Origin of the sequence: Stenotrophomonas sp. JAI102 (assembly GCF_013409105.1) — a bacterium.
GTDB lineage: Bacteria > Pseudomonadota > Gammaproteobacteria > Xanthomonadales > Xanthomonadaceae > Stenotrophomonas > Stenotrophomonas maltophilia_AA.
This window is the reverse complement of the sequence record NZ_JACCCI010000001.1, coordinates 1,290,540-1,310,589: the sequence shown is the minus strand read 5'-3', so window position 1 is coordinate 1,310,589 and position 20,050 is coordinate 1,290,540. Positions and strand designations below refer to the sequence as shown.

16 protein-coding genes are annotated in these 20,050 nt (G+C 67.8%); 9 read left to right on the top strand and 7 right to left on the bottom strand.

Features of this window, described 5'->3' with window-relative positions; genetic code table 11:
* Positions 1-100: 100 nt before the first annotated feature.
* From dnaK to HDC96_RS05995, 4 genes are all read left to right on the top strand, one after another.
* Positions 101-2,029 carry a molecular chaperone DnaK gene (dnaK, locus tag HDC96_RS06010; RefSeq protein WP_176989745.1) on the top strand — a complete coding sequence of 643 codons (1,929 nt, stop codon included), beginning with the start codon at positions 101-103 and terminating at the stop codon, positions 2,027-2,029.
* Between the two features lie 164 nt (positions 2,030-2,193).
* On the top strand, positions 2,194-3,327 hold the full coding sequence (gene dnaJ, locus HDC96_RS06005) for a molecular chaperone DnaJ (RefSeq protein ID WP_179459167.1): 1,134 nt from the start codon (positions 2,194-2,196) through the stop codon (positions 3,325-3,327).
* A 107-nt stretch (positions 3,328-3,434) separates the two neighbouring features.
* Positions 3,435-4,343 carry a pyridoxal kinase gene (gene pdxY, locus HDC96_RS06000; RefSeq protein WP_019183153.1) on the top strand — a complete coding sequence of 303 codons (909 nt, stop codon included), beginning with the start codon at positions 3,435-3,437 and terminating at the stop codon, positions 4,341-4,343.
* Complete coding sequence (locus HDC96_RS05995) at positions 4,340-5,452, top strand: prephenate dehydrogenase (protein WP_179459166.1); 1,113 nt, start codon at positions 4,340-4,342, stop codon at positions 5,450-5,452. The genes pdxY and HDC96_RS05995 overlap by 4 nt, the downstream gene beginning before the upstream one ends.
* Before the next feature lie 147 nt (positions 5,453-5,599).
* Here the strand turns inward: HDC96_RS05995 and HDC96_RS05990 are convergent, their stop codons facing one another.
* The 5 genes from HDC96_RS05990 to HDC96_RS05970 all read right to left on the bottom strand — a co-directional run bounded on the left by HDC96_RS05990 (position 5,600) and on the right by HDC96_RS05970 (position 9,754).
* Positions 5,600-5,794, bottom strand: coding sequence for a hypothetical protein (locus HDC96_RS05990; protein WP_179459165.1), 195 nt, complete (start codon positions 5,792-5,794; stop codon positions 5,600-5,602).
* A 67-nt stretch (positions 5,795-5,861) separates the two neighbouring features.
* Positions 5,862-7,628, bottom strand: coding sequence for an ABC transporter transmembrane domain-containing protein (locus HDC96_RS05985; protein ID WP_179459164.1), 1,767 nt, complete (start codon positions 7,626-7,628; stop codon positions 5,862-5,864).
* Positions 7,621-8,229 (bottom strand): YigZ family protein, encoded by a 609-nt coding sequence (locus tag HDC96_RS05980; RefSeq protein ID WP_179459163.1) that lies wholly within the window; start codon positions 8,227-8,229, stop codon positions 7,621-7,623. The genes HDC96_RS05985 and HDC96_RS05980 overlap by 8 nt, the downstream gene beginning before the upstream one ends.
* Positions 8,230-8,273: 44 nt before the next feature.
* Positions 8,274-9,203 carry a hypothetical protein gene (locus HDC96_RS05975; protein ID WP_179459162.1) on the bottom strand — a complete coding sequence of 310 codons (930 nt, stop codon included), beginning with the start codon at positions 9,201-9,203 and terminating at the stop codon, positions 8,274-8,276.
* Positions 9,200-9,754, bottom strand: a complete 555-nt coding sequence (locus HDC96_RS05970) for an RNA polymerase sigma factor (protein ID WP_176989905.1) — start codon at positions 9,752-9,754, stop codon at positions 9,200-9,202. The genes HDC96_RS05975 and HDC96_RS05970 overlap by 4 nt, the downstream gene beginning before the upstream one ends.
* A gap of 203 nt (positions 9,755-9,957) precedes the next feature.
* Here HDC96_RS05970 and HDC96_RS05965 point away from each other — a divergent pair, with 203 nt between their 5' ends.
* The gene (locus HDC96_RS05965; protein WP_179459161.1) at positions 9,958-12,807 is read left to right on the top strand and encodes an EAL domain-containing protein; all 2,850 of its coding nucleotides are present in this window, start codon (positions 9,958-9,960) and stop codon (positions 12,805-12,807) included.
* A gap of 21 nt (positions 12,808-12,828) precedes the next feature.
* Here the strand turns inward: HDC96_RS05965 and HDC96_RS05960 are convergent, their stop codons facing one another.
* On the bottom strand, positions 12,829-13,422 hold the full coding sequence (locus tag HDC96_RS05960) for a TIGR00730 family Rossman fold protein (protein ID WP_179459160.1): 594 nt from the start codon (positions 13,420-13,422) through the stop codon (positions 12,829-12,831).
* Between the two features lie 234 nt (positions 13,423-13,656).
* The gene (locus tag HDC96_RS05955) at positions 13,657-15,153 is read right to left on the bottom strand and encodes an aminotransferase class III-fold pyridoxal phosphate-dependent enzyme (RefSeq protein WP_179459159.1); all 1,497 of its coding nucleotides are present in this window, start codon (positions 15,151-15,153) and stop codon (positions 13,657-13,659) included.
* Positions 15,154-15,364: 211 nt separating this feature from the next.
* On the opposite strand from HDC96_RS05955, the gene queA reads away from it, so the two are divergent.
* The 4 genes from queA (at position 15,365) to secD (ending at position 20,041) form a co-directional block, all read left to right on the top strand.
* Entirely contained in the window at positions 15,365-16,432 is a 1,068-nt protein-coding gene (queA, locus tag HDC96_RS05950; RefSeq protein WP_306455615.1) for a tRNA preQ1(34) S-adenosylmethionine ribosyltransferase-isomerase QueA, read from the top strand.
* Positions 16,433-16,498: 66 nt separating this feature from the next.
* Positions 16,499-17,629 (top strand): tRNA guanosine(34) transglycosylase Tgt, encoded by a 1,131-nt coding sequence (gene tgt, locus HDC96_RS05945; protein WP_176989755.1) that lies wholly within the window; start codon positions 16,499-16,501, stop codon positions 17,627-17,629.
* Positions 17,630-17,784: 155 nt separating this feature from the next.
* Complete coding sequence (yajC, locus tag HDC96_RS05940; RefSeq protein ID WP_019183141.1) at positions 17,785-18,129, top strand: preprotein translocase subunit YajC; 345 nt, start codon at positions 17,785-17,787, stop codon at positions 18,127-18,129.
* Between the two features lie 58 nt (positions 18,130-18,187).
* Entirely contained in the window at positions 18,188-20,041 is a 1,854-nt protein-coding gene (secD, locus tag HDC96_RS05935; protein ID WP_179459157.1) for a protein translocase subunit SecD, read from the top strand.
* Positions 20,042-20,050 lie beyond the last annotated feature (9 nt).

Genomic DNA, 20,050 nt, shown 5'->3' with positions numbered 1-20,050 from the left:
GTGTTTGATGGACGGCTTGAAAGTGTCCGCAGCGTCCCACACATCCCATTCATAACCCGGCAGCTGCCGGATGTACCCAGAACTTTCAGGAGTCTCCCTCATGGGCAAGATCATTGGTATCGACCTCGGCACCACCAACTCGTGTGTGGCGATCATGGACGGCGGCAAGGCCCGCGTCATCGAAAATGCGGAAGGCGATCGCACCACGCCCTCCATCGTCGCCTACACCAAGGACGGCGAAGTCCTGGTCGGCGCCTCGGCCAAGCGCCAGGCCGTGACCAACCCCAAGAACACCTTCTACGCCGTCAAGCGCCTGATCGGCCGCAAGTTCACCGACGCTGAAGTCCAGAAGGACATCGCGCACGTGCCCTACGGCATCCTGGCCCATGACAATGGCGACGCCTGGGTGCAGACCAGCGACGGCAAGAAGATGGCCCCGCAGGAAATCTCCGCCCGCGTGCTGGAGAAGATGAAGAAGACCGCCGAAGCGTTCCTGGGTGAGACCGTCACCGAGGCCGTGATCACCGTGCCGGCCTACTTCAACGACAGCCAGCGCCAGGCCACCAAGGACGCCGGCCGCATCGCCGGCCTGGAAGTCAAGCGCATCATCAACGAGCCGACCGCGGCTGCCCTGGCCTATGGCCTGGACAAGGGCGACGGCCGTGACCGCAAGATCGTTGTGTACGATCTGGGCGGCGGCACCTTCGACGTGTCGATCATCGAGATCGCCAACGTCGACGGCGAGAAGCAGTTCGAAGTGCTGGCCACCAACGGCGACACCTTCCTGGGCGGCGAAGACTTCGACAACCGCGTCATCGAGTACCTCGTCGACGAGTTCAACAAGGACCAGGGCATCGACCTGCGCAAGGATCCGCTCGCCCTGCAGCGCCTGAAGGACGCCGCCGAGCGCGCCAAGATCGAGCTGTCCACCAGCCAGCAGACCGAAGTGAACCTGCCGTACGTCACCGCTGACGCGTCGGGCCCGAAGCACCTGAACATCAAGCTGACCCGCGCCAAGCTGGAAGCGCTGGTGGAAGACCTGATCAAGAAGTCGATCGAGCCGTGCCGCATCGCGCTGAACGATGCCGGCCTGCGTTCGAGCGACATCGGTGAAGTGATCCTGGTCGGTGGCCAGACCCGCATGCCGAAGGTGCAGCAGGCCGTGACCGAGTTCTTCGGCAAGGAACCGCGCAAGGACGTCAACCCGGACGAAGCCGTGGCACTGGGTGCCGCGATCCAGGGCGGCGTGCTGGGCGGCGACGTCAAGGACGTGCTGCTGCTGGACGTGACCCCGCTGTCGCTGGGCATCGAGACCCTGGGTGGCGTGTTCACCAAGATCATCGAGAAGAACACCACCATCCCGACCAAGGCCTCGCAGGTGTTCTCCACCGCCGAGGACAACCAGTCGGCCGTGACCGTGCACGTGCTGCAGGGTGAGCGCGAGCAGGCCCGCTTCAACAAGTCGCTGGCCAAGTTCGACCTCTCCGGCATCGAGCCGTCGCCGCGCGGCCTGCCGCAGGTGGAAGTGTCCTTCGACATCGACGCCAACGGCATCCTGCACGTGTCGGCCAAGGACAAGAAGACCAACAAGGAACAGAAGGTCGAGATCAAGGCCGGTTCGGGTCTGTCCGAGGACGAGATCGCGCGCATGGTCGCCGACGCGGAAGCCAACCGCGAAGAAGACAAGAAGTTCCATGAGCTGGTCCAGGCCCGCAACCAGGCTGACGCGCTGATCCACGGTACCCGTACCGCGATCACCGAGCACGGCAGCAAGGTCGGTGGCGACGTGATCGGCAAGGTGGAGTCGGCCCTGGCCGATCTGGAAACCGCGATGAAGAGCGACGACAAGGCCCAGATCGAAGCCAAGTCGAAGGTGCTGGAAGAAGCCGGCCAGGCCCTGTTCGCAGCCTCTGCGGCGGCCGAGCAGGGTGGCGCCGCGCCGGGTCCGGATGCCGGTGGCAACAACGGCGCGCACGACGATGTGGTCGACGCCGAGTTCACCGAAGTCAAGGACGACAAGAAGTCCTGATCCGGCCATGACACGGGACGTTGCGCAGGCAACGTCCCGTTGTCGTCTCCCCCTTCTGGTCCTGACAGCCGTATCCCGGCCTGTCGGGGCGCCCGGCGAAAGAGCGGACCTGGTGCCGCTCTTCCGCTTTGACGAATCCCGACTTCCGGAACCCGATTCAAGCTATGAGCAAGCGCGATTACTACGAAGTGCTGAGCGTGTCCCGCACCGCCAGCGACGAAGAACTGAAGAAGGCCTATCGCCGTTGCGCGATGAAGTACCATCCGGACCGCAATCCGGGTGACAGCGAGGCCGAGGCATCCTTCAAGGAATGCAAGGAAGCCTACGAAACCCTGTCCGACAGCAACAAGCGCCGCATGTACGACGCCCATGGCCACGCTGCGTTCGAGCACGGCATGGGCGGCGGCGGCGGTCCGGGCGGCCCGGACATGGGCGATATCTTCGGGGACATCTTCGGCAACATCTTCGGCGGTGGCGCCGGCGGTGGTGGTCCGCGCCAGGCCCGTCGCGGTGCCGACATCGGTTACGTGATGGAGCTGGACCTGGAAGAAGCGGTGATGGGCGTGGAACGCCGCATCGAGATTCCGAGTCTGGTCGAGTGCGATGACTGCAACGCCAGCGGTTCGGAAGATGGCAAGGTCGAGACCTGCTCGGTCTGCCGTGGCCAGGGCCAGGTGCGCATCCAGCGCGGCATCTTCGCGATGCAGCAGGCCTGCCACCACTGCAACGGCCGTGGCCAGATCATCCAGAACCCCTGCAAGACCTGTCACGGCAATGGCCGTGTCGAGGAAGACAAGGTGTTGTCGGTGAAGGTGCCTGCGGGCGTCGACACCGGCGACCGCATCCGTCTGTCCGGTGAAGGCGAGGCCGGTCCGGCCGGCACCCCGGCAGGCGATCTGTATGTGGAAGTGCGGGTGCGCGAGCACGCGATCTTCCAGCGCGATGGCGACGACCTGCACTGCGAAGTGCCGATCCGCATCTCGCAGGCCGCGCTGGGCGATACCGTGCGCGTGGCGACCCTCGGTGGCTATGCGGAAATCCGCATTCCGGCCGAGACCCAGACCGGCAAGCTGTTCCGCATGCGCGGCAAGGGCGTGCGCTCGGTGCGCAGCCGCAGCGAAGGCGACCTGTACTGCCGCGTGGTGGTGGAGACCCCGGTCAACCTTACCCCGGAGCAGCGCAAGCTGCTGGAACAGTTCGAGACCACCTTCACCGGTGATGAAGCGCGCAAGCACTCGCCGAAGTCGGCGACCTTCATCGATGGCGTGAAGGGCTTCTGGGACCGGATGACGTCGTAAGCGTCACGGGCTCCTGTGTACTACCGAAGGCCCCCTGGCGACAGGGGGCTTTTTTGTGCGCGGACGGCTCTACCTCTACCGGGCGGCACCGGGCGTAAAATGTCGGCATGAACGAATCCCTCGAAAGCCACCTGGTCCACGGCCGCCGCCAGCGCCCGGACGGTCCGTCGCCGGTCGACGTCATCTCGGTGCAGTCCCAGCTGGTGTACGGCTATGCCGGCAACAGCGCGGCCGTGCCGCCGCTGCGCGCGCTGGGCGTGCGCGTGGCCGAAATCCCCACCACGCTGCTCAGCAACGCGCCGTTCTACGAAACGACGCGCGGTCGCGTGCTGCCCTCGGACTGGTTCGCCGATCTGCTGCTCGGCGCCGGTGAGCGCGGCCTGCCGCAGCGCGCGCGGATGCTGGTATCCGGCTACTTCGGCAGCGTTGGCAACGGTGCGGCTTTTGCCGACTGGCTCGATGCGGTGCTGCCGTCTTCGCCGCAGCTGCGTTACTGCCTGGACCCGGTGATCGGCGACACCCACACCGGTCCCTACGTCGAGCCGGGCCTGGAAAAGGTCTTCGCCGAACGGCTGCTGCCGCATGCCTGGCTGGTCACGCCGAATGCCTTTGAGCTCGGCCGCCTGACCGGGATGCCCAGCCTGGCCCAGGACGATGCGATCGCCGCGTCGCAGGCGCTGCTGGCGCGTGGCCCGGAATGGGTGCTGGCGCACAGCGTCGGTGGCGATCCGGGCCAGCTGGTCACGCTGGCGGTCAGCCGCGACGCGATCTGGCGCTGGTCCTCGCCGCACCTGCCGGTGGACGTGGCGGGCACGGGTGACGTGCTGATGTCGTTGCTGGTCGCCTTCCTGCTGCGTGGGGAAACCTTCGAACAGGCGATCTCGCGCGCCATCGCCGGCGTGCACGTCGCGCTGGAGACCACCCTGGCCAACGGCCATGAAGAGTTCGATGTGCTGGCGGCGGCGCCGGCAGCGCTGGCCCTGCCGGATCGCTTCGTCCCCGAGCGCCTGGCGTGAGCATGACGCCGGTGGTCGGCATCGTCGGCAGCGACGGTGCCTACGGGCGCTGGCTCCGCCGGTTCCTGGCGCAGCGCCTGGGTCTGGAGGTGATCGGCCACGATCCAGCCGATCCGCAGTCGGACAGCCCGGAGACCCTGCTCGAGCGCGCGCAGGTGCTGATCTTCTCGGCACCGATCCGGCACACGCCCGCGCTGATCGCGGATTACGTGGCCCGCTCGGCCGGTCGCGAAGCCGGTCGCCTGTGGCTGGATGTCACCTCGGTCAAATCCGCACCGGTGGAGGCGATGCTCGCCTCGCAGGCCGAGGTCGTCGGCCTGCATCCGATGACGGCCCCGCCCAAGGCACCCACGCTGAAGGGCAGGGTGATGGTGGTCTGCGAGGCGCGCCTGTCGCAGTGGCAGCCGTTCGTGCAGCAGCTGTGCGGCGCACTGGAAGCGGAGTGCGTGCGCGCCACGCCCGAGCATCACGACCAGGTCATGGCGCTGGTCCAGGCGATGGTGCATGCCACGCATCTGGCGCAGGCCGGCGTGCTGCGCGAGTACGCGCCGATCCTGGGCGCGTTGCCGGCGCTGATGCCGTACCGATCGGCCTCGTTCGAGCTGGATACCGCGATCATCGCGCGCATCCTCTCGCTCAATCCGGCGATCTACGAAGACATCCAGTTCGGCAATCCGCATGTGGCACCGATGCTGGATCGCCTGCTCGCCCAGCTGCAGCAGCTGCGGGCACAGCTGGAGCAGGGCGATGACGCGGCGCGCACCGCCTTCCGCCAACAACTGCTGCTGGACAACCGCGACAGCATGGGCACGGAGGTGCTGGCCGACGGCAACTACACCTTCGAGCGGGTCGGCTATCTGCTGGCCGACCTCACCGAGCGCAACGCGATCAGTGTGCACCTGCCCGAAGACCGACCCGGTTCGCTGCGCGAGCTGTTGCATGTGTTCGAGCGGCACCGGGTCAGCCTGGCCTCGATCCATTCCTCGCGCACGCCTGCCGGTGAGGTTCACTTCCGGGTCGGATTCGTGGCAGGCAGCGATGCGCTCGCGTTGCAGGCGGCGGCCATCGAGATCGATGCCTCGGGCATCGGCCGCGTGCTGGTCCGCTGACACGGTGCGCTGCAGCATTCATCCACAGGGGGTGTGGATGATCTGCGCACAAACATGTGGATAAGTGCGTACGCGCCTTGCGGGAAAAGGCTGTCAAGATGCTTGGTCAAAAATTGACCAACATCCGCGTAACTTTTTTTCAACGCCTCAGGTGACGAGGGTGAGCTCGCCGCCGGCCGTGCGGAACGCGCGGCCGTCGCGGATCAGACGGCGGCCATCGGCCAGTTCGTAGCGCGCACTCTGGCCGGTGCCTGCAGCAGCATCGGCCTGCTCATCCTTGAACTCGATGATGACGTAATCGTCGCCGTTGGCGTCGGTGGCGGGGAACTGTCGGAACGACATGAAACACCTCCTGCAGCACATCCAGTGAGGGCTGCAGGATGCGATGGCCGGTGTTACCGGCCCGTCATCAATCGATGAATTGCAGGCGCGCCAGTTCGGCGTAGAGACCACCCTCGGCCAGCAGCTCGGCATGCGTGCCCTGGGCGACGATGCGACCGTGATCCATGACCACGATGCGATCGGCCTTGAGCACGGTGGCCAGGCGGTGCGCGATCACCAGCGTGGTGCGGCCGGCCATCAAACGCTCCAGTGCCTGCTGTACGGCGCGCTCGCTCTGCGCATCCAGGGCACTGGTGGCTTCGTCGAGCAGCAGGATCGGTGCGTCCTTGAGCAGGGCGCGGGCGATCGCGATGCGCTGCTGCTGGCCACCGGAGAGGCGCGCGCCGCGCTCGCCCAGCTCGCTGGCATAGCCTTCGGGCAGGGCCTGCAGGAACTCATCGGCCTCGGCGGCTTCGGCCGCGCGCCGCACCTCTTCATCGGTCGCTTCCAGGCGACCGTAGCGGATGTTCTCGAACGCGCTGCTGGCGAACAGGGTGGGCTGCTGCGGCACCAGTGCGAGCTGTTCGCGCAGCTGCGCCGGATCGACCTCGCGCAGGTCCACGCCGTCGACCAGGATGCGGCCGGCCGCGGGATCGTGGAAACGCAGCAGCATCGACAGGATGGTGCTCTTGCCGGCGCCGGACGGCCCGACCAGTGCGACGGTCTCGCCCGGGCGCACGTGCAGGTCCACATGGTCCAGCGCGGCGGTGTCCGGGCGCTGCGGGTAATGGAACACCACATCCTCGAAGCGGATCTCGCCACGCAGCGGCTGCGGCAACGGGGTCGGATGTTCCGGCGCGGTGATTTCCACGTCCTCCTGCAGCAGCTCGGCGATCCGGCCCATGCCGCCCGAGGCGCGCTGCAGTTCATTCCAGACTTCGGCCAAGGCACCGACCGAACCGCCGCCGATCAGCGCATACAGCACGAACTGGCCCAGCGTGCCGGCGCTCATGTTGCCGTCGATCACCTCGTGCGCGCCCAGCCACAGCACGCCGACGATGGCGCCGAATACCAGCACGATGGCGCTGGCGGTGACGATCGACTGCGCGCGGATGCGGCGACGCGCGGCACCGATCGCATCGCCTAGGGCGGCGTTGAAGCGGCCGCGCTCATACGGCTCACGCGCGTGGGCCTGCACGGTACGCACTGCGCCCAGGGTTTCCGAGGCCAGGCTGTTGGCGTCGGCGATGCGGTCCTGGCTGGCGCGTGCGATGTTGCGCAGGCGACGGGCGCCGATGATGATCGGCAGCACCGCCAGCGGAATGCCGACCAGCGACCACGCCGCCAGATGCGGGCTGGTGACGAACAGCATCACCAGGCTGCCGATCACGGTGACGGTGCTGCGCAGCGCCACCGACATGGTCGAGCCGATCACGCTGCGCAGCAGTTCGCTGTCGGCGGTCAGGCGCGAGACCAGCTCGCCGCTGCGGCTGCGGTCATGGAAGCCGGCGCCCAGCGTGATCAGGTGCGCGTACAGGCGGCTGCGCAGATCGGCGACCACCTTTTCCCCCAGCAGGGAGACGAAGAAGAAGCGCGCGGCGGTGGCCAGGGCCAGCACCACCGCGACCAGGAACAGCAGCGCGAAGGCCTTGTTGATCTGGCCACCACTGGTGAAGCCGTGGTCGATCATCTGGCGGACCGCGACCGGCAGGCTCAGGGTGGCGACCGAGGAGATCGCCAGGGCCACCAGCCAGGCACTGAACAGCCCGACATGCCGGCGTACGAACGGCCACAGGGTGTTCAAGCTGCCCAGGCGGCGCATCGGCGTGTCGTGCGGAGCGGGTGCGTCAGTCATTCGGTGGGCCTGGTTCGGTGCGGGGTTCAATGCGGACACGATCACGAGTGGCGTCGCGGAGGCGGTTTTTCAACGGCTCGACCTGATCGGCCGGCAAGCGCAGGTGCAGGTTCACGCCGTCGGCGGTGAACGCTTCGTCCACTTTCTCGGCCAGATGCATGCCCAGCGCGGCGTGCAGCGGGCCCAGATCCTCGAAGCCCGCGTGCACGTCCAGCTCGGCCATGGCGATCAGCGGCAGCCGCGGCGCGACTCGCAGGCATTCGGCGGCGGTGCCGCCATAAGCGCGCACCAGACCGCCCGCCCCCAGCTTGATGCCGCCATACCAGCGGGTCACCACCACCATCACCCGATCGAAGCCCTGGCCATCGATCGCGGCCAGGATCGGACGGCCGGCGGTGCCGGAGGGCTCGCCGTCATCGCTGGAGCGGTAGTCGTTGCCGCAGCGATAGGCCCAGCAGTTGTGGGTGGCATCCCCGACGGCAACCTGCTGCAGGAACTCCAGCGCGGCGGCCGCATGCGGGATCGGCGCAGCATGGGCGATGAAGCGGCTGTGCTTGATCTCCAGGCTGTGGCTGACAGGGGTGGCGAGCGTATCGGGCATTCCCCTCATTCTAGTGGGGATGCCCGGTCACCGTACGCGCAGCATCAGTTCTCGAGCAGCCGGCGCAGGTCGCGCGGGATCCGCACTTCCGGGTAGTGCTGCAGATAGCGCTCCAGGCTGGCGCGCGCGGTGTCCACATCACCGGCGTCGCGGCGTTCGCGGATGCGCTTGAGCCACTGCTTGCGGGGCAAGGCAGCATCGGCGGCAACGGCCTGGTGCAGCGCACGCACGGCATCGTCTGCCGGGGCAGGTACCGCCATCGGCGCGGCGGCGCGACGCATCACGCCGGGGGCACCGGGGGCGGGTTTGGCCGGCGCCGAGCGCTCGATCGTCGAGCCGGTCACCGCGACGGCGTCCAGCGCCGGTTCGCCCGCATCCATGGCATGGGACGCCGCCGCCTCGGGTGCGGGGGCGGACATCATCGGTGCCGGTGCCGGTGCCGGTGCGGGCGGTGCAGGTGCGGCAATGGGTTCGGGGCGCGGCGCAGACATGGCGCGCGCACGCGTCGGCGCAGCGGTCGTGCTGGCCGGGGCCGGCGTCTCTACTGCCGCCTTCGCCGCGCGCTGCTGCGGGACGGGCGGTGGTGCAGCGGCCGGTGCCGGGGAGGGCGCGGCGTCCATCGCCGGCGCGGCCTCCGTCATGGCGGCGCTCGACGCGGGTGCGGCGACCGGTTCGGCCAGCGGAGGCGCGGGCGGGTCTTCGGGCTTGAGCTGCCAGGCGATGCCGACGGCGAAGACCACCGAGGCGGCCAGCCCGAACACCGCCGGCAAGCGCGAGCGTGGGCGCCGCAAACGTGCCGGGGCATCCGGTGGCAGCTTCCAGGTGGCCGCGTCCGCAGCCGATGCTTCCACCGCGGTACGCGCGGCGGCCACCACGGCCTCGTCGATCGACGGCGCCGGGCCGGTCGCGCTTGGCCGACCCAGCAGCCGGGCCAGCTCGCGTTCTTCGGGCGTCAGCGGATCCGGGCGATTCATCCGCTCAACCCCGCACGCAGTTTGTCCATGGCATAGCGCAGCCGTGACTTCACCGTCTCACGGCCGACACCGGTGATCTCGGCTATCTCTTCCAGACTCAGTTCCTGTTCCAGGCGCAGCTGCAGGACTTCGCGCTGTTCCGGCGGCAGCTGCTCCATCGCCAACTGCAGCTGGCGGCGCTGTTCGAAGTCGGACAGCTGGGTTTCCGGGGTCCGTGCATCGGTGATCGCCGCCACGCGCTCGTCGGCGTCGATCGGTGCCGAGGGTCGATGCCTGGCGGCACGCCAATGATCGTTGAGGCGGTTGTGGGCGATCCGGAACAGCCAGGTGGTGAAGGCGGCCTCGGGCTGCCAGCCGGCACGGGCCGCGATCACCCGCTGCCAGACATCCTGGAACATCTCATCGGCCAGCGCGCCGTCGCGCAGCTGGCGCAGCAGAAAACTGTACAGGCGGCTGCGATGGCGGCCATACAGCGCCTCGAACGCACGCAGGTCGCCGCCGGCCCAGGCCAGCATCAGTGCTTCGTCGGTCGGCAGGGCGAGGGCATCCACGCCGCACAGAGTAAGCGCTGCGGGGGTGTTCGCATAGTCGATGGCGTGCCGGGTGGCGGAACGGACGGGCATGGCGAGGACCTGGGGCATGGCAGTAACAACGTCCCGCGGTGCCGGAAGGGGTTACGGCTCTTCCACTGCCCCCCGGTTCGCGCGTTATGCTCGCAGGACGGGGGAGGTGCCGGGCAGCCGGCACCAGAGAGATGAGCGACGTGTCCAGCCAGATGGTGACCTCTTCAGTGCAACGGGACGGTGATGCGGTGATCCCTGCCGCGGTCGCCACGGCGTTGTGCGCCCTGTTGCCGGCCGGGGCAGCGGTCGCGCTGGCCTGGTCGGATCCGCTGCTGGGCGAGGGCAGCCAGGGCCATCCGGAGGGCGGCGGCGCGGCGATCCAGGGCGGGCCGCCATGGCAGCAGCGCTGGACCCACGACGGTGCCGGGTTGAGCGTGAGCGTGACGCTGGCTGCCGGCCCGCCGCCGGACAGCTGGTGGACGGCCGCGCGCCTGTTGTTCCAGAGCACCTTGTCGCTGGCCCGGCAGCGTCGCGAGATCGCCTCGCTGGAGGAGTCCAAACGCCTGCAGCAGGCGTTGTACGAGATCGCCGATCTGGCCGGCGCGGATCTGGAAATGGCCGAGATGCTGCGCCACTTCCACCGCGTACTCAATTCGCTGATGTACGCGCAGAACTGTTTCATCGTCGAATACGACGACATCCGGCACCGGGTGCGCTTCCTGTACTTCGCCGACCAGAAAGACGACTTCGTCGCCGACCCGGACCGCAGCTACGAAGAACACGAAATGCCGCGCAGCCTGACCTTCGCGCTGCTGCGGCACGGCCAGCCGCTGAGCGGCCCCTCGCGCGAGCTGCTGGCGATCCTCGATGACGAGCACGATCCGCAGCGCGGGCCGGAAAGCCTGGACTGGCTCGGCGTCCCGATGCTGCGCGATGGGCGCGTGTGCGGCGCGATCGTGGTGCAGAGCTACGAACACCGCGCGCGCTATGACGAGGCCGACCGCACCCTGCTGGGCTATGTCGCCCAGCATATTCTCACCGCGATGGACCGGCGCCAGGCGCAGGTGCAGCTGGAGCGCCAGGTCGAGCGCCGCACGGTGGAGCTGCAGCGCGCCAACCGCAACCTGCAGGAGGAAGTGGTCGAGCGCCGCCGCGCCGAGAAACTGCAGCTGGCCCTGTTCAACATCGCCGAGCTGGCGATGAGCGCCGAGTCGCTCTCGCAGTACTACGGCCAGGTGCATGGCGTCGTCGGCACGCTGCTGGACGCACGCAATTTCTACATCGCGCTGGTCAACGAAAAGGGCGACGGGCTGGAGTTCGTGTACTCGGTGGACGAGTACAACCCTTCGCGCGCGCCGCGTCCTTTCAGCGAAGGGTTGACCGAGTTCATCGTGCGCAACCGGCAACCGCTGCTGGCGACCCGCGAGCGCATCGATGCGCTGCGCGACAGCGGCGTGGTCCGTGAGTTCGGCGCCCGGTCGAACTGCTGGCTCGGGGTGCCGCTGCTGAGCGATGACGATGTGGTCGGCGTGATCGTGGTGCAGAGCTATTCGCCGGAGGTGGTGTTCACCGTCCACGACCAGCGCCTGCTCACCTTCGTCGCGCAGAACATCGGCAACGGCCTGTCCCGTCAGCGCGACCAGGAGCGGCTGCGCAATGCGCATGCCGACCTGGAAAAGCGCGTGGATGAGCGCACCCGCGAGCTGGCCGACGTCAACGACAAACTGCTCGGCCAGATCGGCGAACGCCTGCGCGCCGAGCAGCGCCTGACCCACCAGGCCATGCACGACGCGCTGACCGGCCTACCCAACCGCCTGCACCTGCTGGATCGGCTGGAAGATGCGATCGAGCGTGCGCGCGGCAGTGAAGGGCAGGGCTTTGCGGTGCTGTTCCTGGACCTGGACCGGTTCAAGCTGGTCAACGACAGTATCGGCCATGCCGCCGGCGATCAGATGCTGGTGGAGGTGGCCAAACGCATCGTCTCGATGCTCTCCGCACAGGACGTGGTCGCCCGGCTCGGGGGCGACGAGTTCGCGATCCTGCTCCAGTGTGGCGATGGCCTGGCCTCGGCGCTGGAGTTCTCGCAGCGCATGCTGGTGGCGCTGGAGGAATCGATGTGGGTGAAGGGGCGCGAGCTGTTCCCGTCCGGCAGCCTGGGCATCGCCATGTGGAACCCGCGCTACCGCAACGGCGAAGAGCTGGTGCGCGATGCGGATGCGGCGATGTACCGGGCCAAGGCGCAGGGCAATGACCGCTGCGCCGTGTTCGATGAGGCGATGCGCGAGCAGGCGCTGCGCAGCCTGGATCTGGAAGCGGACCTGCGCCGGGCCATCATCAATCGCGATTTCGTGCCGTTCTACCAGCCGATCATGCGGCTCAGCGACGGCGAGCTGGTCGGCCACGAGGCACTGCTGCGCTGGCAGCACGAGCGTCGCGGGCTGCTGCTGCCCAGTGCGTTCCTGGACCTGGGCGAGGAGAGCGGCCTGATCGAGCAGGTGGACTGGCTGCTGTACGAGCAGGTGATCACCCAGCTCGCGCGCGGCGGCCGCGGTTATCTGTCGGTGAATGTGTCGCCGCGGCACTTCCGCTCGGCCGACTTCAGCGCTCGCCTGTTCGGACTGATCGAAGCGGCCGGCGCCGATCCGCATCGGTTGCGCCTGGAAATCACCGAAGTGGCGCTGCTCGATGATGGCCCGCGGACGCTGCGCATCCTGCAGACCCTGCGCGACCGCGGCGTGCTGGTGCAGCTGGATGATTTCGGCACCGGGTTCTCGGCACTGTCCTACCTGCACCGGTTCCCGATCTCGACGCTGAAGATCGATCAATCGTTCATCGCCGGCCTGCATGGGGAGGACATGCAGAGCACGCGCGCGCTGGTGCAGGGCGTGCTGTCGCTGGCGCGCACACTGGGCATCGAAACCGTGGGCGAGGGCATCGAGACCCAGGCCCAGCACGACACGCTGCTGCAGCTGGGCTGCGATTACGGCCAGGGCTATCTGCTCGGCCGGCCGGCCCCGATGGCAGCCACCGCGACGGCCTGAACCGTCGCGGCCATGCCCGGATCAACGCAGCGCGTTGGCCCGCTTCTCATCGATCCACTTGGACGCCTGCGCCGGCTCGTAGGCGCGCATCCAGGCGAGCATGTCATCGATGTCCGAGCCGTACCACAGGTCTGCGCGCTGGGCCGGGTGCAGGAAGCGCTCTTCGACCATGCGGTCGATCATGCCGATCAGCGGGGCGTAGAAGCCGTCCACATCCAGGAACGCGCACGGCTTGTTGCCGATGCCCAGCTGGCGCCAGGTCAGCATCTCGAAGATTTCTTCCATGGTGCCGAAGCCGCCGGGCAGGGCCACGAACGCATCGGAGAGGTCGAACATGCGCGACTTGCGCTCGTGCATCGAACCGACGATTTCCAGCTCGGTCAGGCCGCGGTGGGCCACTTCCCAGTCCGCCAGCTGCTGCGGGATCACGCCGGTGACTTCACCACCGCCTTCCAGCACGGCATTGGCCACGGTGCCCATCAGGCCGACGTTGCCGCCGCCGTAGACCAGGCGCAGGCCGTCGCGGGCGATGCGGTCACCCAGCGCGATGGCGCGCTCGGTGTAGACCGGCTTGCTGCCGGGGTTGGAACCACAGTAAACGCAAATCGACTTCATTGGATCTTCCTGTTGTTCGTATCTGTAGCGACCGGAAACGAAAAAGCCCCGCCGATGACCGGTGTGCTGGTCTCGTGACGGGGTTCGTTCCGCAGGTGCGGTGCCGGATTATCGCGTGTTTCGGGCGCGGGGGCCAATCGGCCCAGGATAGAGCCGACCGTTGGTCGGCTGCCTTTTCTCCTCCCGTCGGTCGGCTACCCGCCGTGCGGGCTCACACCCGCACGGCCGCCGAACTCAGGCGGCCTGCGACTGCTCCCTGCGCGGGCCTTCCTTCAGGGCGCGGCCGACCAGGCCGACCAGCAGGTCCAGCTCTTCGCCATCCATCCCGAAGTGCGGGGTGAAGCGCAGCGAGTTCTCGCCCCCATGGATCACATTGATGCCGTGGTTGCGCAGCCATTCCTCGGTGGACCCGGTGCCGTAGCACTTGAACTGCGGGGCCAGCTCGCAGGAGAACAGCAGGCCGGTGCCCTGCACCTTGGTGATCAATCCGCCCAGCTCGGTCTTCAGCTGTTCCAGCTTGCGCACCGCTTCGGCACCGCGCACGCGGATGTTCTCGCGCACCTGCGGCGTCAGCAGCGACAGCGTCGCGCAGGCCACGTCCAGCGCCCGCGGGTTGGAGGTCATCGTGTTGCCGTAGATGCCCTTGCGGTACAGCTGCGCGGCATGCTCGGTCACGGCCAGCACCGAGAGCGGGAACTGGGCGGCGTTGAGCGCCTTGGAGTAGGTCTCCATGTCCGGCACGTCCAGGCCTTCGAAGCCCGGGTAATCCACGATCGAGAGCACGCCGTGCGCGCGCAGGCCGGCCTGGATCGAGTCCAGCAGCAGCAGGCTGCCGTGCTGGCGGGTCAGCTCGCGGGCCAGCGCATAGAACGACGGCGGCACCGAACGGCCTGGATCGCCTTCGCCCATCACCGGCTCGAGGAACACGGCCTCGATGAACCAGCGGTTCTGCTCGGCCTCGGCGAACACGCGCTTGAGCGCCTCTTCGTCATACGGCGCGATCGCGATGACCGTGTCCTCGCCCCGGTAGCTGGCCAGGTGCTGCATGTAGGTCTTGCGGCTGGAGTCGGAATACAGGCCCGGACGGTCGGTGCGGCCGTGGAAGCTGCCCTTGACCACCACGCGCTTGATCTTCGCACCGGCGTGGCGGGCGCCCGGATCGGTCTGCAGCTTGGCGTTGACGTCGGCGATGCGGGCGGCGAGGCCGACCGCTTCGGAGCCGGAATTCAGGCACATGAAGTGGCTGTACGGGCAACCGCCCCGACGGTGGCCGATCTCCTTGCGCAGCGCCTGGATGAAGCGCTGCTGGGACAGGCTGGGGGTCATCACATTGGCCATCACCTGCGGGGCGGCCATCGCCTCCATCACCGCCTCGGGGGTGTGGCCGAAGCCGAGCATGCCGTAGCCGCCGGCGTCGTACAGCACCGCACCCTTCAGGGTGACCACCCACGCGCCACGGGCGGCGAGGGCGACATACGGGGTGACCGCATCATCGGCATAGAAATTGACGAACCCCTCCTGCATCGCATCGATCTGGGCGCGCTCGTCCAGGGCCAGCAGGCCGTCAAGATCGGCGCGCACGCGCTCGAATTCAGCGGCGGCGGCATCGATGGCGGCGACCAGGGCGGGGTGGCCGGCGGCCAGGCGTTCGAGGGTGGCGTCATCCAGGCCGGTGGTGAGGCGGGTGCCGGGCTGGGCGCGAAGCGGGGCGAGACGTTCGATGAAGCTCATTGCAGATCTCCTGAAACGATGGCGGCACGGCGGAAAAGCAAAACGCGCGTCTATTCGCGCGCGCTTCGGGCATTCCTGCTCGTGCATCAGACTTCCGGCTCGATGCTAGCACGCGGTTTTTCGCGCGATAACCCCGTCAAAAACTGTTGCAGAGCAGCATTTTGCGCGACGTTCGCCCAAAGCTGCATTGCCACCGAGGGCCAGTCGTACAATGGCCGACATTGCCTACACGTTGCCGTGCGCTCCCTTGAAGAAGTCCGATTTCAACTACGACCTGCCGCCCGAACTGATCGCCCAGGCTCCGCTCGCCGAGCGCTCGGCCAGCCGCCTGATGGTGGTGCCGCCGGCGCCGGCCCCCTTCGAGCACCGCCAGGTGCGCGACCTGCCGCAGCTGCTGCGTGCGGGCGACCTGCTGGTGTTCAACGATACCCGGGTGATCCCGGCCCGCCTGTTTGGCCAGAAGGCGAGCGGCGGCCGCGTCGAGATCCTGATCGAGCGCCTGCTCGGCGGGCAGCAGGCGCGCGCCCAGGTCGGCGCCAGCAAGTCGCCCAAGCCGGGCAGCCGCATCGCCCTGGATGCGGGTGGCGAAGCCGAGGTGCTGGGCCGCGATGGCGAGTTCTATGTGTTGCAGTTCCACGTGCCCGAGGCGCTGGAACAGTGGCTGCTGCACGCCGGCCGGCTGCCGTTGCCGCCCTACATCCAGCGCGAGCCGGGGGTGGACGACCGCGAGCGCTACCAGACGGTGTTCGCCCGCGAGATCGGCGCGGTGGCCGCCCCGACCGCGGGCCTGCACTTCGATGAGGCCCTGCTGGCCACCTTGAAGGACACCGGCGTCGACTTCGGCCATGTGACCCTGCACGTGGGCGCGGGCACGTTCCAGCCGGTCCGCGTGGACGACCTGAAGGAACACGTGATGCACCGCGAGTGGCTGAACGTCGGCGCCGAACTGGTCCAGCAGGTGCGCCGCACGCGCGCTGCCGGTGGCCGGGTGATCGGGGTCGGCACCACCGTGGTGCGGGCGCTGGAAAGCGCCATGCGCGAGGGCGAGCTGCTGCCGTACGCCGGGGACACCCAGATCTTCATCACCCCCGGCTACCGGATCCGCAGCGTGGACGCGATGGTGACCAACTTCCATCTGCCGGAAAGCACCCTGCTGATGATGATCTCGGCCTTCGCCGGCCAGGCCCGGGTATTCGAGGCCTACCAGGCCGCGATCGCGGAGAAGTACCGGTTCTTCAGCTATGGCGATGCGATGCTGCTGTTCCCGCAGGGGGAATGAGGCTGGCGGGGCAGGCGCGGCCGTTTTCGGCGACAATGGCAGACTATCTGTCCGAATGACCGCTCCATGTCCCGACTCCAGTTCCAGCTCCAGACCACCGACGGTCGCGCCCGGCGCGGCCGCCTGACCTTCCCGCGCGGGACCGTGGAAACCCCGGCCTTCATGCCGGTGGGCACCTATGGCTCGGTGAAGGGCATCCTGCCGGAGCAGATCCGCGCGCTGGGTGCGGAGATCATCCTCGGCAATACCTTCCATCTGTACCTGCGCCCGGGCCTGGACGTGATCGCCGACCACGGCGGCCTGCACGGCTTCGCGCGCTGGAACGGCCCGATCCTGACCGACTCCGGTGGCTTCCAGGTGTTCTCGCTGGCCCACCGCCGCAAGATCACCGAGCAGGGCGTGACCTTCTCCTCGCCGACCGACGGCGCCCGCGTGTTCCTGGGCCCGGAAGAGAGCATGCGCATCCAGAAGGTGCTCGACTCGGACGTGGTGATGATCTTCGACGAGTGCACCCCGTACCCGGCCACCGAGCCGGTCGCGCGCACCTCGATGGAGCTGAGCCTGCGCTGGGCCCAGCGCAGCCGCAACGCGCACGATGAGCTGGGCAACGACGCGGCGCTGTTCGGCATCGTGCAGGGCGGTGTCCATCACGATCTGCGCAGCCGCTCGGCCGAGGGCCTGCAGCAGATCGGCTTCGACGGCTATGCCATCGGCGGCCTGGCCGTGGGCGAGCCCGAGCACGAGCGCAACGCCATGCTCGACCACATGCATCCGATCCTGCCGGCCGACCGCCCGCGGTATCTGATGGGGGTGGGCCGCCCGGAAGATCTGGTCGAAGGCGTCGCCCGCGGGGTGGACATGTTCGACTGCGTGATGCCGACCCGCAACGCCCGCAACGGCCACTATTTCACCTCGTTCGGCACGGTGCGCATCCGCAACGCCCGCTACGAGCGCGACATGGACACCATCGAGCCGGGCTGCGGCTGCCATGCCTGCACCAGCGGTTACACGCGCTCGTACCTGCGCCACCTGGACCGCTGCAACGAGATGCTGGCACCCATGCTGGGCACCATCCACAACCTCTATTACTACGAGAAGTTGATGGCCGACATGCGCGAGGCGATCGCGGCGGGAACCTTTACCGCCTTCCGCGAGTCTTTCTACGCGGCCCGTGGTGCGGTCACGCCCGCGCTGTAAAGTGACCCCGGCCGGCCGCTCCGGCGCGCCGACCCTGCCAAACGGCCCAAGGACGAACTCCCGGGGCCATGGCATACTTCGAGGCTGACCCCCGTTTCGCGGCGACTCCCTGACCCTCAAAGGGGGCAGGGCGCCTCCCAACCCAAGGACACACTATGAACCTGCTCGCCTTCCTGATTCCCACCGCCAACGCCCAGGCCGCCGGTGGCCAGCCGCAGGGCATGGGTCTGACCACCCTGCTGTTCCCGATCATCCTGATCGCGATCATGTACTTCCTGATGATCCGCCCGCAGATGAAGCGCCAGAAGGAACACAAGGCCATGCTGGAGAAGGTCAAGCGCGGTGACGAAGTGCTGACCAACGGCGGCATCGCCGGCGTGGTCACCGACATCGGCGACAACTTCATCACCATCGAAGTGGCCGAGAACGTGCGCATCCGCGTGCAGAAGGGCGCCGTGGGCAATGTGCTGCCGACCGGCACGCTGAAGTCGGCCAACTGATCCACTCCCTTTCCGTTCAACCGCGGTGCCGGGACGGGCACCGCGCGGGACCCAAGCAATGCTCGAATTTCCACGCTGGAAGTATTTCCTCATCCTGATCGTGCTGGCGGTCAGTGCGTTGTACGCACTGCCCAACATCTACCAGAAGGACCCTGCCGTGCAGATCACCGCCAACCGTGGCGGGCAGATCGACGACGCCCTGCGCGACCGCGTGCTGGGTGACCTCAAGCAGGCCGGCGTGGAGCCGCTGTCGGTGGCCAAGGAAGGCGACAGCCTGATCGTGCGCCTGCCGACGCTGCAGGCGCAGACCGCCGCCAACGACGCCCTGCGCGACGAGATGGGCGAGGACTACGTGGTCGCCCTGAACCTGGCGTCCACCGTGCCGGACTGGCTGAGCGACCTCGGCGCCAAGCCGATGGTGCTGGGCCTGGATCTGCAGGGCGGCGTGCACTTCGTGCTGCAGGTCGACCAGAAGGCGGCCCTGGACAAGCGTCTGGATGCCTACGCCGAAGACGTGCGGACCAGCCTGCGTGATGCCCGCATCGCCTACCAGTCGGTCGAGCGTCGTGGCGACAACACCATCGTGGCCAGCATCAGCCCGTCCGCCGGTGCCGATGCGGCCGCGCGTGCCCGCGACGTCATGGTCAAGGCACAGCCGACGCTGGGTTACGAGGTGGCGGGCAACCGCATCACGGTGAGCATGCCCGAGGCCGAACTGACCGCGATCGCCAATGGCGCCATCGAGCAGAACGTCAATACCCTGCGCAACCGCGTCAACCAGCTCGGCGTGGCCGAGCCGATCATCCAGCGCCAGGGTGCCGACCGCGTGGTCGTGCAGCTCCCGGGCGTGCAGGACACCGCCGAAGCCAAGCGCATGATCGGTGCCACCGCGACGCTGGAATACCGCGCCGTGGTCGAGGGCAATGCCCAGGATGCGATCACCAGCGGCCGCATCCCGCCGGAGGCCAAGGTCTACCAGCAGCGCGACAACCGCGGCCCGATCCTGCTCAACAAGCGCGTGATCGTGACCGGTGACCAGATGGTCGCCGCGCAGGCCACCACCGACCAGAACGGTTCGGCGGCGGTCAGCGTGACGCTGAACAACGTCGGCGGCCAGCGCATGTTCGACTTCACCAGCGCCAACGTGAACAAGCCGATGGCGGTGGTCTACACCGAGCGCATCCCGACCGTGAACGTGGTCGACGGCAAGGAAGTGCGCAGCTTCCGCGTCAAGGAAGAGGTGATCTCGGTCGCCAACATCAACGGCGTGTTCGGCAAGAACTTCCAGACCACCGGCCTGGACAAGCTCGAAGCGGACAACCTGGCCAAGCTGCTGAAATCCGGTTCGCTGGCCGCGCCGATGGACTTCGTCGAAGAGCGCATCGTCGGCCCGAGCCTGGGTGCGGAGAACGTCGAGCGCGGCGTGACCGCGGTCGGCTTCGCGTTCCTGTTCACCCTGATCTTCTTCACCGTGTACTACCGCATGTTCGGCGTGATCACCTCGGTGGCCATGCTGTTCAACCTGCTGATCGTGGTGGCGGTGATGTCGCTGTTCGGCGCGACGATGACGCTGCCGGGCTTCGCCGGTCTGGCGCTGTCGATCGGCCTGTCGGTCGACGCCAACGTGCTGATCAACGAGCGTATCCGTGAAGAGCTGCGGGCCGGAATGCCGCCCAAGTCGGCCATCGTCGCCGGTTACGAGAAGGCTTCGGGAACCATCCTGGACGCCAACCTCACCGGCATCCTGGCAGGTGTGGCGTTGTATGCGTTCGGTACCGGCCCGCTGAAGGGCTTCGCCGTGACCATGATCGTCGGCATCCTGGCCTCCATGTTCACTGCAATCACCGTCTCGCGTGCCCTTGCCGTGCTGCTTTACAGCCGCCGCAAGAAGCTCAAGACCCTGGCCATCTGACGGGAAGCG

Bases quoted from the DNA above. Each gene is read 5' to 3' on its own strand.
- queA (WP_306455615.1), top strand. From the start codon at position 15,365: ATGGCCGACATTGCCTACACGTTGCCGTGCGCTCCCTTGAAGAAGTCC.
- HDC96_RS05990 (WP_179459165.1), bottom strand. From the start codon at position 5,794: ATGTCGTTCCGACAGTTCCCCGCCACCGACGCCAACGGCGACGATTAC.
- dnaK (WP_176989745.1), top strand. From the start codon at position 101: ATGGGCAAGATCATTGGTATCGACCTCGGCACCACCAACTCGTGTGTG.
- HDC96_RS05975 (WP_179459162.1), bottom strand. From the start codon at position 9,203: ATGAATCGCCCGGATCCGCTGACGCCCGAAGAACGCGAGCTGGCCCGG.
- secD (WP_179459157.1), top strand. From the start codon at position 18,188: ATGCTCGAATTTCCACGCTGGAAGTATTTCCTCATCCTGATCGTGCTG.
- HDC96_RS05960 (WP_179459160.1), bottom strand. From the start codon at position 13,422: ATGAAGTCGATTTGCGTTTACTGTGGTTCCAACCCCGGCAGCAAGCCG.
- dnaJ (WP_179459167.1), top strand. From the start codon at position 2,194: ATGAGCAAGCGCGATTACTACGAAGTGCTGAGCGTGTCCCGCACCGCC.
- pdxY (WP_019183153.1), top strand. From the start codon at position 3,435: ATGAACGAATCCCTCGAAAGCCACCTGGTCCACGGCCGCCGCCAGCGC.
- HDC96_RS05980 (WP_179459163.1), bottom strand. From the start codon at position 8,229: ATGCCCGATACGCTCGCCACCCCTGTCAGCCACAGCCTGGAGATCAAG.
- yajC (WP_019183141.1), top strand. From the start codon at position 17,785: ATGAACCTGCTCGCCTTCCTGATTCCCACCGCCAACGCCCAGGCCGCC.
- HDC96_RS05955 (WP_179459159.1), bottom strand. From the start codon at position 15,153: ATGAGCTTCATCGAACGTCTCGCCCCGCTTCGCGCCCAGCCCGGCACC.
- HDC96_RS05965 (WP_179459161.1), top strand. From the start codon at position 9,958: ATGAGCGACGTGTCCAGCCAGATGGTGACCTCTTCAGTGCAACGGGAC.
- HDC96_RS05985 (WP_179459164.1), bottom strand. From the start codon at position 7,628: ATGACTGACGCACCCGCTCCGCACGACACGCCGATGCGCCGCCTGGGC.
- tgt (WP_176989755.1), top strand. From the start codon at position 16,499: ATGTCCCGACTCCAGTTCCAGCTCCAGACCACCGACGGTCGCGCCCGG.